The following is a 12,131-nucleotide window of genomic DNA, read 5'->3' as shown; positions in this document are numbered from 1 at the left end:
ATCAATGTGCTCCATAGTGGGACGTGGACGTTGGCGTCGCAGCACTGCCCAGCAGCCGATGAGTGCGTGGGTATTCGCCGTGATCGCTGATGAAATTCAGCAGCTCGACGTAGGTCTTGCTGCTTTGGCGCAGCGCGGCCTCGCGCAGTGACGGGCTGAGTCGCGGGTTCTGCATGGTCTGTAAGAGGCGCTGATGGATAGCGCAGAGGTATTCCGCGCTTTCCTCAGGCTGGTTCAGGCGCAAGTGCAGGTCCGCCAGGTTGTGATGGGAAATGACGCAAGCCGCCACTGCTTCGTCAGCATCCGCCCAGCGTTCGAACAACACTTGGGCCAGGGCCAGGGCTTGCAGATAGGCCTCGCGAGCGTCAACCAACTCGCCTGCCATAAAGCAGCGATTGGCCCGTTCGATCGTGCGTTTCCAGTGCTCCATGGTGAGCCTCCAAAGCGGGGTCGTTGATTACACGCCGCCGGCGGTGAGCTTTTCCGGGTCCAGCAGGACTTCCAGTTGGCTGCGAGGCAGGTCGGTGTGTTCGAGGGCGACATCGATCACCGGGCGGCCTTGCTGATACGCCTTCTTGGCGATTTCAGCGGCTTTCTGGTAGCCGATGATCGGGTTAAGTGCGGTGACCAGGATCGGATTGCGTGACAGCGCTTCCTTGAGCTTGGGTTCGTTGACCTTGAAGCTGGCAATGGCCTTGTCCGCCAGCAACCGGCTGGCATTGGCCAGCAACTCCAGGCTGCTGAGCAGGTTTTGGGCAATGATCGGCAGCATCACATTCAGCTCGAAATTGCCCGACTGACCGGCCACCGTGATCACTGTGTCATTGCCGATAACCTGGGCGGCCACCATGGCGGTCGCTTCCGGGATGACCGGGTTGACCTTGCCCGGCATGATCGACGAGCCCGGCTGCAGCGCCTCCAGTTCGATTTCACCCAGGCCGGCCAATGGCCCGGAGTTCATCCAGCGCAGGTCATTGGCGATCTTCATCAGCGACACCGCCGTGGCTTTCAACTGACCAGAGACCGCAACGGCGGTGTCCTGGGAGCCAATCAGCGCAAACAGGTTCTTGCCGGGTGTGAACTTCACTCCAGTCAACAGGCTCAGTTGCTGGCTGAAACACCCGGCAAACTCGGGGTGCGCATTGATCCCGGTACCGACCGCCGTGCCGCCCTGAGCCAATGCTTGCAGCGCCGGTAGCAGGTCCTGCAAGTGACCGATATTGGCCTTGAGCTGCTGCGCCCAGCCGTTCAGCACCTGGCTCATGCGCACCGGCATGGCGTCCATCAAATGCGTGCGGCCGGTCTTGATGAACGGGTGAACCGCCTCGGCTTTTTGCTCGATGACCTGCACCAGATGCAGCAGGGCCGGCAACGTTTGCTCGTGCAGCACCAACGCAGCACTGACGTGAATGGTGGTGGGGATGATGTCGTTGCTGCTCTGGCCGCAATTCACATGATCGTTGGGGTTGACCGCCTCGCCCAGCAAACGGCTGGCAAGGGTCGCGATCACTTCATTGGCGTTCATGTTGGAGCTGGTGCCGGAGCCGGTCTGGAAGATATCCACCGGGAAGTGCTGCATGTAGTCGCCTTCCAGCAATCCTTGGGCAGCATCGACAATAGCCTTGCCCTGCCCTTCGCTGATTTGCTTGAGGTCGACGTTGACCTTGGCCGCGGCTGTCTTGGCCAGGATCAGCGCGCGGATGAATTGCGCCGGCATGGGTTGATGACTGATCGGAAAGTTGTTCACCGCACGCTGTGTTTGTGCGCCATACAAAGCTTCTTGCGGCACATGCAGTTCGCCCATGCTGTCGCGTTCGATACGGGTGTTACTCATCATTAGATCCTTGCACCAAGTCAGAAACGGAAATCGAAGGCAGTAATTCGCAGCTCGCCAATTGCCAGGCAAAGGTCTGCCAGCGCTTGAGGCGGCAGGCACAGTGGGAGAGTTTTTCCAGGTCGCGCAGTGGTCGCCAGGCCTGGTCCAGGCACAGAGAGCGCCAATGCCAGGGCAAGGCGACATCAGCGGCGGTGTCGATCAACAAACGAAATGAGGTTTCAGCGATGGTCCACGGATGGGTTGCGGTGCAACACGCCAGGTACCGACCTTCGTTCAGGTAATGCTCAATCAGGCGGGGTTCATTGGGATCCAGGCCACAGCGAATCTGGCGGCTCATCCAACGCCAGCTTTCCAGATAGGGATCCTCATGCAAGACAGAACTCATGAGACACACTCATTCGGTAATGATATTTATTATTAAATGATATTGAGAATCAAAACAAGAGTGGCCCATTAATCCTGTCAAAAGAGGCGCAATAAAAAAGGCGCGCCATCTTTGCGATGGCGCGCCTTTCAGAACGTGCGGGAGGGATTAGCTGCCAGCGACCGTCATGCGTTCAATAAGCACCGAACCCGTGCGGATATTGCTGCGCAGTTCAAGGTCGTTACCCACGGCAACGATCTGCTTGAACATATCGCGCATATTGCCCGCGATGGTCACTTCCTGGACGGCGAACTGAATCTCGCCATTCTCCACCCAGAAGCCCGCCGCACCACGCGAGTAGTCACCGGTGACCATGTTCAGGCCATGGCCCATCAATTCAGTCACCAGCAACCCACGCCCCATCCGCCGCAACAACGCCGCCTGGTCTTCATCACCGTGGGTCACGAACAGGTTATGCACGCCGCCTGCGTTAGCGGTGCTTGGCAGGCCCAGCTTGCGACCGGCATAAGTGCCCAGCACATAGGACACCAGCTCACCTTGCTCGACAAACGGCTTGGCATAGGTCGCCAGGCCATCGCCGTCGAACGACGAACTGCCCATCGCGCGCATCAGATGCGGGCGCTCGTCGATGGTCAGCCACTCAGGGAACAGCTTCTGGCCGATGGCGCCTTCCAGGAACGAAGACTTGCGATACAGGTTGCCACCGGAAATCGCGCCGAGGAAGCTGCCGAATAAACCACCGGCCAGCTCTGCGGAAAACAGCACAGGCACTTCGCAGGTCGGCACCGGGCGCGCGCCCAGGCGGCTCGCAGCCCGTTGCGCCGCACGCAGGCCAATGCTTGCAGGGTCTGCCAGTAAATCGCCTTGGCGGTTTACGTCATACCAGTAATCACGCTGCATCTGCCCGTTGGCTTCGGCGATCATCACGCAACTGAGGCTGTGACGCGTGGACGCATAGCCACCGATAAAGCCATGGCTGTTGCCGTAGACGCGGCAACCCTGATGGGTACTCAAGGTGGTGCCGTCCGCATTCTTGATGCGGGCATCGGCATCGAAGGCTGCCGCTTCGCAGGTCAGCGCCAGCTCGATGGCTTGCTCAGGCGTGATATCCCAGGCGTGGAACAGGTCAAAATCCTGCACATCCTTGGCCATCAACGCCTTGTCGGCCAGGCCCGAGCTTTCATCCTCGGAGGTGTGCTTGGCAATCGCCAGTGCTGCGGCGACGGTCTCGCGAATCGCCTCAGGGCCACTGGCGGAAGTGCTGGCCGAGCCTTTGCGCTGGCCCGCATACAAGGTAATGCCAAACCCTTGGTCGCGATTGAATTCAACCGTTTCCACTTCCCGCTGGCGCACCGAAGTCGACAACCCTTGCTCCAGCGACACCGCCACTTCACAGGCGCTGGCCCCCTGGCGCTTGGCCTCGGCAAGGATCTGCTCGACTTGTTCCTGCAGGGCCGGTAACGCTTGTGGACCGACGCTTTGGGCTGCACTCATGGTTTTCTCCACTCAAATTCTGCTTTCGGTAATGGCCATCGAGCGACCGGGCCGGACAAGCGGCCCCCGACTGGTTATCATGGCGGCGTTTCTTTGCGGACTGCCACCATGGTTGATTCTTACGACGACTCCCTCGATGGGGAGAAAAGCAAAACCCAGGTCAAACGTGAGCTGCATGCTCTGGTTGACCTTGGCGAGCGCCTTACAACGCTCAAAAAGGATTTGGTCGCCAAACTGCCACTGACCGACGAAATGCGTCGGGCCCTGGCGGATGCGCCCAAGCACACCGCGAATATCGCGCGTAAACGGCACATCTCGTTTATCGGCAAACTGATGCGCGACCAAGACATTGACGCCATTCTGACTTTGCTCGATCAAACCGATGCCTCCACTCGCCAGTACAACGAACGCTTCCACAACCTGGAACGTTGGCGTGACCGCCTGATCTCGGGCGATGACGCGGTGCTGGAGAAATTCGTACTGGACTACCCGGACGCGGACCGCCAGCAATTGCGCTCCCTGATCCGTCAGGCCCAGCACGAGCTGGCGCATAACAAGGCGCCGGCCACCAGCCGTAAAATCTTCAAATACATCCGTGAGCTGGACGAGACTCAACGCGGCCTGCGCTGATCCTCTTCCCCGGGTGGCGGTCGTCGCCACCCGAAGCTTGCGTTCCTACGATCCCGTACCACCCACGGTGATCGCATCAATTTTCAAGGTTGGCTGGCCGACACCTACCGGCACCGACTGCCCATCCTTGCCGCACGTGCCCACCCCGCTGTCCAGCGACAGGTCGTTACCGACCATCGACACCTTGCTCATGGCTTCCGGGCCGTTACCAATCAGCGTCGCCCCTTTGACCGGCGCGGTAATCTTGCCGTCTTCGATCAGGTACGCCTCGCTGGTGGAGAACACGAACTTGCCGCTGGTGATGTCCACCTGGCCGCCGCCGAGGTTGGCGCAGTAGATACCGCGTTTTACCGAGGCAATGATTTCTGCCGGATCGCTTTGGCCACCGAGCATGTAGGTGTTGGTCATGCGCGGCATTGGTAGATGCGCATAGGATTCACGACGACCATTACCGGTGCGCGCCACGCCCATCAGGCGCGCGTTGAGCTTGTCTTGCATGTAGCCCTTGAGCACGCCGTTTTCGATCAGGGTGGTGCATTCGGTCGGCGTGCCTTCGTCATCGACACTCAGCGAACCACGGCGGCCGGCCAGGGTGCCGTCATCGACAATGGTGCACAGCTTGGACGCAACCATTTCGCCCATGCGCCCACTGTAGGCGGAACTGCCCTTGCGGTTGAAATCGCCTTCCAGGCCATGGCCCACGGCTTCGTGGAGCAACACGCCAGACCAACCCGAGCCCAGCACCACCGGCAAGGTGCCGGCGGGTGCCGGAATCGCTTCCAGGTTGACCAATGCCTGGCGCAGCGCCTCACGGGCATAGCCCATGGCACGGTCGTCAGCGAGGAAATAACGGTAGTCGGTGCGCCCGCCGCCGCCATGGCCACCGCGCTCGCGGCGCCCGTTCTGTTCGACGATCACACTCACATTGAAACGCACCAGCGGCCGTACATCCGCCGCCAGCCCACCGTCTGTGGACGCCACGAGGATGCGCTCCCACACGCCCGCCATGCTCACGGTCACTTGCTGGATACGCGGGTCCAAGGCGCGGGTGGCTGCGTCGATTCGCTTGAGCAGCTCGACCTTTTCCGCACGGCTGATCACTTCCAAGGGGTTATCCGGCGCATACAACTGCGCCACGTCCTGGGTACTGAACGCCTGCACCGTGCCATTCTGCCCGGCACGGGAAATCGAACGGGCGGCACGCGCCGCCAGGCCCAGGGCCTCCAGGGTGATCGCATTGCTGTAGGCAAAGCCGGTTTTCTCACCCGATTGCGCGCGAACGCCTACGCCCTGGTCAAGGTTGAAACTGCCTTCCTTGACGATCCCATCTTCCAGCGCCCAGGACTCGGAAATCTGCCCCTGGAAATACAGGTCAGCCGCATCGATACCCGGCCCGGCCAGATCGCCGAGCACGGTTTGCAGGCTTTCGATGGTCACGCCACCGGGTGCCAGGAGGTGATCACTGACTGAGGACAACAACTCGCTCATAGGTTTGGCCTTAAATTCATCGTTCTGAAGCAGGCCGCTGCGCGCCCTGCGAGAAAAAGCGCCGGTGATTGGCCACCGGCATGCGCGCCCGTATCGACGCCTGTTCACTGCTATCGCGTTCGGCCAGTAACACCGCCTCGCCTTGATCCTGTTGCGCCAGCACTCGGCCCCAAGGGTCGACAATCGCCGCGTGGCCAAAGGTTTCCCGTGGGCCTGGGTGCACACCGCCCTGGGCAGCTGCCAGCAGGTAGCACTGGGTTTCGATGGCACGTGCGCGAATCAGCACATCCCAATGCGCAGCCCCGGTCACTGCCGTGAAGGCCGAGGGCGCGGTAATCAGTTCAGCCCCCGCCGCACGTAACTCGCTGTACAGCTCGGGGAACCGCAGGTCGTAGCACACCGTTAACCCCACACGGCCCACCGGCGTATCCGCCACCACCACCTGGTTACCGAAAGCATAGTCGTCAGATTCGCGATAACGACCGCGAGCATCCGCTACGTCCACATCAAACAGGTGGAGTTTGTCGTAGCGAGCGACTATTTCACCCTGATCGTTGATCAGCAGCGAGCAAGCATTGGGTTTGGCGTGGGGCTGGTCCTTGGGTGGCAGCGGCAAGGTGCCGGCCACTATCCATAAGGTGAGGTCGCGGGCGGCCTGTTTCAACCAGGGCAGCACAGGGCCTTGCCCCAACGCCTCGGCGCGGCCAATGTCGGCCACATCGCGGCGCCCCATGGCGGCGAAATTCTCTGGCAGCACCGCGAGTTTCGCGCCATCGGCCGCCGCCTGCTCCAGCAGGCGACGCGCCTGGGCGAGGTTGGCCAGCACGTCACTCTGGCTGACCATTTGAATTACCGCAAAGGACATGGGCCGACACTCCATACAGGGCATGGGGCCATGCTACTCCACAGGCTCTCAGTTTGGCTTTTCAAATGGCTTGTCGAAGGTGATTTTTGGATCCTTCCAGGGGCCTTGCACCTTGTATTGCACACTGGCGAAGCGCGAAACCCGGTCACCGATCAGCTTGTCGATCAAAAACAGCGCACCACCAATGGCCGGCGCACCGACAATCAGCGCCGCAATCGGCAGGTTGTTGGTCACAGGCAAGGTGACCAGCAATTTGGCGTCGACGCGATCGGCAACCAGATCCAGGGTGCCGTTAAGCTCCAGATTGGTGGAAGGCCCGGTCATGGTGATGGGCTCGCGGGTCACGAACACGCCATTACTGGCGGCCAACAAGCCTTTGACCCTGTCGTAGCTCAAGCCCTTGCCGAACAAGTCGGAAAAGTCCAAACGCAAACGCCGGCCAATGGAGTTGAAGTTAAGCAGGCCAAACACTCGCAATGCCTGGGCCCCGCCCTCCACTTCAACGAACTGACCTTTACGGAACGCGGCATCCAGGCTGCCGGAAAACCGCTTGGGCCCGACCCAGGCCGGCGACCCCGGCCAGCGGCCATCCACGTCCAGATGGAAGTCTTCGCTGGTCACCGTAGGCGCAAAACCCCAGCCCTTGAGCACGTCGGCAATGTTGCGCCCATCGAGGCGGCCCTTGTACCAACTGCTGCTGGCGCCTGGCGCACCTTCCCAACCCCCAGCGCCCTTGAGCAGCATGCCCTTGAGGCCAAGGTCGAGGTTATTGAAGGCCAGGCCCTTGGCGGTCGGGCGGATCCTCAGCGTCCAGGCCCCGATCAGGTCCGAGCCCTGGAACAGCTGGTCGACGGCAATATCCAGTGCCGGAATGCTCTTGGGGTCGATATCGGCCAGCGGGTCCGGCGCGTTTTCGTCCGCCTGCGCGGTCGGGTCTGGCGCAGGCAATTTCACATACTTGAGGTTGACCGCAATCGGCGCGCCTTTGGCGTCCGGCAGGTTCACCGCGCCCTTGGCTTGCTGGCTATCGAGTTGCAGGCCCCAGGCCGCTGGTTTGCGATCGAGCTGCAAGCTGAGCTGGTCAAACTGGGTACCAAACCCGGTCAGCTTGCCCACTTTGAAGTCCGCACCGCTGAGCAGTTGCTTGGCGTTGCCACCCGGATCATTGCCCGCGTAGCGATCCACAAGTTTCTTCCAGGGATCGATATCCAGTTCCGACAGCACGCCACGAATGCGCAGGCCCTTGGCACCGGGCAGCACGGCATCACCATCGCCGAGGAACAGTTCGCCGCGGCCATCATTGAACTTGTCCGGCGGCGCAGCAAAGGTGAAGTTAGCCAGCTCGCCGTAATCAAACCAGTAACGGCGTTCAGCACCCTGCAAAGTCATGCGGAAGGTGCTGTCACGTCCTTGGCTGGCCGGCATGCCGAACGGTGCCGGCAGGTCCACCGCGACACCCTTGAGGTTGGAGTTGACCATCAATTGGCTGTCCGCGCCGTCGAGGATCACTTGCAACTGGTACGGAATATCGCCGGAGACCGGCAACGGCTGGCTGATTTTCAACCAGTCCGTAAGGCGCTTGACGGTGACCTGGCCATTGGCAGTCACCCGCGTGCTGATATTACCCGGTTTGCCTTCGGCAAAGATCTGCGCCGTGATGGGGCGGTCGAACGCCTGGGCCGAGATCTTCTGCCCGCTCAGGCCCTTGGCGCTGTCGAAGCGAAAATCACCCTTGAGCTGGGTCAGGTCCAGCGGCGGTTCCGCCAATTGCAGGCGCGCTTTGTCGGTCTTGAAGTCCACCACGATCTTGGGCTCAGTGCCTTTGGCCAGCGGTACGTCCAGGTCCAGGCTACCTTGCAGGTCGCCCTCGCCTTTCCAGCCAGCGAACGTAGACGCCGTGCCAATCGGCGCTTCTTGAAGGATCTTCAGGCCGTCGCCCAAACCGCCAAAGAACCCGCCCGTAAGCAGCAGATGACTGTCCCCGCCCGCTGGGGCGTGGGGGATATTGACGTAGACATCCTTGACCTGGGTGTCGAGCAATTGGCCCTTGCTCGCCAGAATGCGTACGCCGCTCTCCTCGACAAACACTTCGCCATTGACCTTGTTCACATGAGGCCAGCCCGGCTGGAAGGCGAGTTCGGCATCATGCACCTTGAAGAACAGGCTGATATTGCGCGACGCGGGCAGTGCATTGTGGCTGAGCGAACCCTGGTACTGGAAGAAGCCTTCGTCCACCGCGCCCTTGAGGATCGCTGTGCGCAACCACTCATCCAGCGCCGGGCTCAACACGGCGGGCAGGTACTTGGGGGTGAAACGGCCATCGCCATCGACCATGCCGACCCGCAGGTCCATGTAGTCTTCCTGGCTGTGGTCGAAATGCAGGCGAATCAGGAAGTCCGCCGCCACCTTGCCTTCCTCGCCCAGTACCTTGATATATGGGGCGATCAGGGTGAAGCCTTGCTTGTCCAGCTTCCAGGTCAGGCGTGCATTGGCCTGGATGTACTGCCACGGCTTGGCGAAGATCGGATACAGATGCAAGGAAAAGTCCTTGCTGTCCATGCGCAATTCGCCCTGGCCCAGGTCGCCACTGATGCTGCCGGACACATTGCGTGCGGCTGGCGCGCCAAAGTAGGCATCGAAGCCGACACGTTCCAGGTTGGCGGCAAAACTGAGTTTTCGGTCGGTGGTGTCTTGCGGTCGGAAGTCCACCAGCACATTGCGTAACAGGCCAGTGGCTTTGAGGTGTTCGACGGCCTTGGCGAAACCGTCCGGCAGCGGCGCCAAGGCGTTGAGCAGCGGGGTAATGGGGGCCAGGTCGAGACGGTCGGCCTGCAATTTCCACACCTCCTGTTCTTTGTCGGTCGCCAGGTTTTGCTGCAATTGCAGGCGCGATTCCCAGCGGGTTTCGCCAATGTTCATCGCCAGGGAATCAAACAGCACCTTGAGGCCAGTGTCACTGCGTTGCAGGTAGGCGGTCAGGGCCAGGTTTTCAAGGTGCACCGGCTTACGGTCGGCGTAGCTGCCCTTCACTTGGGGCGAATTGAGGCGTACCGCCGCGCTTTGCACCGTGCCTTTGGCCCAACTGAGCCAAAACTCACCGCCGGCCTTCAATTGCGTCAGCTTCCATTGCTGGGTCAGCCTGGCGGGAATCCACTTGGCCCAGTCGCTTTGCGGCAGGCTCAGGTAGGCATCGACCTCAGCGTCTTTCCACTGACTGGCGCGAATGCGGCTGCGCAGGCTGACCGCCAACGGTTGGCCATCGGGCAATGTCAGGCGAGCATCCAGACGCTGCTGGCTCATGCCGGTATGCAGGCTCAGGCCCACATAGGTCACGGTCACTGGCGCCTGGTCGAAGGGTTGCAGGGTCACCTGGCTGTCCAGCACCGACACGCGCTTGACCATTTGCATGCGCGTCAGCAGTTGTTGCGGGTCCAACGGCTGGTCGTCCTGCACCGGCAAGCCTTGCAGGGTCCAGCGGCCGTCCTGGTCCTCCTTGACACTCAGTTGCAAGCCACTGACTTGCAGATGGGCGATACGCACTTCGCGGGCCATCAGGCTGGCCCACATATCCGGCACCACTTCCACCTGGTCCAGGCGCAAGGCACTGCTGCCCTCGCCGACCATGACGTCGTGGGCCAGCAATACCGGGGCAAACCCGCTCCAACGGCCTTCAAGACTACCGATGTGCAGCGGCGTATCCAGCGCAGCCTGGGCCTTGGCCTCGACTTCGGCGCGGTATTCAGCCACCAGCGGGGTGAGTTCGCGCCCCAGGCTCACATACACCGCCGCCAATACCAGCGACAACGCACACAGGCCCAGGCCCCAACGGGTCAAAGCGGCAAAAAAGCGTATCAGACGCTCCATGTCAGGCGACCCTCAAAAAACAGTTAGCGGACGGCAGATCAAGGTCTGCCGGTCTCGAAGAAAGTGCACAGTTGGGGATCAGAGCAACACCACGTCGTATTGTTCCTGGGAATACATGGTTTCGACCTGGAAGCGAATCGTGCGACCGATAAAACTTTCCAGTTCGGCGACGTTACCGGACTCTTCGTCCAGCAGGCGATCCACCACTTTCTGATTGGCAAGTACTCTATAACCTTCGGCCTGATAGGCGCGTGCCTCCCGCAGGATCTCGCGGAAAATCTCGTAGCAAACCGTTTCCGGGGTCTTCAGTTTGCCGCGCCCTTGGCAACTGCTGCACGGCTCGCACAGGACCTGTTCCAGGCTTTCACGCGTGCGCTTGCGAGTCATCTGCACCAGGCCCAACTCGGTGATGCCGATGATGTTGGTCTTGGCGTGATCGCGCTCCAGTTGCTTCTCAAGCGTACGCAGCACCTGGCGCTGGTGCTCTTCATCTTCCATGTCGATGAAGTCGATGATGATGATGCCGCCCAGGTTGCGCAGGCGCAGTTGGCGGGCAATAGCGGTAGCCGCCTCGAGATTGGTCTTGAAGATGGTCTCTTCAAGGTTGCGATGGCCCACGAATGCGCCGGTATTGACGTCGATGGTGGTCATGGCTTCTGCCGGGTCTACCACCAGGTAGCCGCCGGACTTGAGTGGCACCTTGCGTTCCAGGGCTTTCTGGATTTCGTCTTCGACGCCATACAGGTCGAATATCGGCCGCTCGCCGGGGTAGTGTTCCAGGCGATCGGCGATTTCTGGCATCAACTCAGCGACAAATTGCGTGGTGCGCTGGAAGGTTTCCCGCGAGTCGATGCGAATTTTCTCGATCTTCGGGCTGACCAGGTCGCGCAGCGTGCGCAGCGCCAGGCCAAGGTCTTCATAGATGACGCTGGGCGCGCCGATGGTCTTGATCTGCGCGTCGATCTGATCCCACAGGCGCCGCAGGTAGCGAATATCCATGAGGATCTCGTCAGCGCCAGCGCCTTCTGCGGCGGTGCGCAGGATAAACCCACCCGCTTCCTTGATGCCCTCGGCGGCGACGCAGTCGCTGACCACCTTCTTCAGGCGCTCGCGCTCGGCTTCATCTTCGATCTTCAGGGAAATGCCCACATGGGCAGTGCGCGGCATGTACACCAGGTAGCGCGAGGGAATCGACAACTGGGTGGTCAAGCGGGCGCCCTTGGAACCGATAGGGTCCTTGGTGACTTGCACCACCAGGCTCTGGCCCTCGTGCACCAGAGCGCTGATGCTTTCCACCGCAGGGCCCTCGCGCAGGGAAATTTCCGAGGCATGGATAAACGCTGCACGGTCCAGGCCGATGTCGACGAAGGCCGCCTGCATGCCCGGCAATACACGCACCACCTTGCCTTTGTAGATATTGCCGACGATCCCGCGTTTTTGGGTGCGTTCGACATGCACTTCTTGCAGAACACCGTTCTCTACCACCGCCACGCGCGATTCCATCGGCGTGATATTGATCAGAATCTCTTCACTCATGGCTGGGTCTCGTTCAGGCGTTTTCACAATAG

At 60.8% G+C, this 12,131-nt stretch carries 9 protein-coding genes; 1 reads left to right on the top strand and 8 read right to left on the bottom strand.

The genetic code is table 11. The features are described from left to right. Position 1: 1 nt before the first annotated feature. The 4 genes from JMV15_RS00270 to pmbA form a co-directional block, all read right to left on the bottom strand. The gene (locus JMV15_RS00270) at positions 2 to 430 is read right to left on the bottom strand and encodes a hypothetical protein (protein WP_014716928.1); all 429 of its coding nucleotides are present in this window, start codon (positions 428 to 430) and stop codon (positions 2 to 4) included. Between the two features lie 27 nt (positions 431 to 457). Further along, positions 458 to 1,834: a class II fumarate hydratase gene (locus JMV15_RS00265; protein ID WP_019816958.1), complete on the bottom strand. Its 1,377-nt coding sequence runs from the start codon at positions 1,832 to 1,834 to the stop codon at positions 458 to 460. Next, a complete protein-coding gene (locus tag JMV15_RS00260) occupies positions 1,827 to 2,222 on the bottom strand; it encodes a hypothetical protein (protein ID WP_003188570.1) in 396 nt (131 codons plus the stop codon). Before JMV15_RS00260 ends, JMV15_RS00265 begins: the two co-directional genes overlap by 8 nt. 147 nt (positions 2,223 to 2,369) lie before the next feature. Continuing rightward, a complete protein-coding gene (gene pmbA, locus JMV15_RS00255; protein ID WP_014716925.1) occupies positions 2,370 to 3,716 on the bottom strand; it encodes a metalloprotease PmbA in 1,347 nt (448 codons plus the stop codon). Positions 3,717 to 3,824: 108 nt separating this feature from the next. Here pmbA and yjgA point away from each other — a divergent pair, with 108 nt between their 5' ends. Continuing rightward, complete coding sequence (yjgA, locus tag JMV15_RS00250; protein WP_003188568.1) at positions 3,825 to 4,346, top strand: ribosome biogenesis factor YjgA; 522 nt, start codon at positions 3,825 to 3,827, stop codon at positions 4,344 to 4,346. A gap of 45 nt (positions 4,347 to 4,391) precedes the next feature. Here yjgA and tldD read toward each other — a convergent pair whose 3' ends face one another. From tldD to rng, 4 genes are all read right to left on the bottom strand, one after another. Beyond that, positions 4,392 to 5,834 carry a metalloprotease TldD gene (gene tldD / locus JMV15_RS00245; protein ID WP_003188566.1) on the bottom strand — a complete coding sequence of 481 codons (1,443 nt, stop codon included), beginning with the start codon at positions 5,832 to 5,834 and terminating at the stop codon, positions 4,392 to 4,394. A gap of 16 nt (positions 5,835 to 5,850) precedes the next feature. Next, positions 5,851 to 6,699, bottom strand: coding sequence for a carbon-nitrogen hydrolase family protein (locus JMV15_RS00240; protein WP_014716924.1), 849 nt, complete (start codon positions 6,697 to 6,699; stop codon positions 5,851 to 5,853). Between the two features lie 48 nt (positions 6,700 to 6,747). Beyond that, complete coding sequence (locus tag JMV15_RS00235; protein WP_201491215.1) at positions 6,748 to 10,563, bottom strand: YhdP family protein; 3,816 nt, start codon at positions 10,561 to 10,563, stop codon at positions 6,748 to 6,750. 78 nt (positions 10,564 to 10,641) lie between these two features. After that, positions 10,642 to 12,099 carry a ribonuclease G gene (rng, locus tag JMV15_RS00230; protein ID WP_003188562.1) on the bottom strand — a complete coding sequence of 486 codons (1,458 nt, stop codon included), beginning with the start codon at positions 12,097 to 12,099 and terminating at the stop codon, positions 10,642 to 10,644. Positions 12,100 to 12,131 lie beyond the last annotated feature (32 nt).

This window comes from Pseudomonas paracarnis (assembly GCF_904063055.1).
GTDB lineage: Bacteria > Pseudomonadota > Gammaproteobacteria > Pseudomonadales > Pseudomonadaceae > Aquipseudomonas > Aquipseudomonas paracarnis.
Note: the sequence above shows the minus strand (reverse complement) of the source record. Positions and strands in the feature narration are given on the sequence as shown.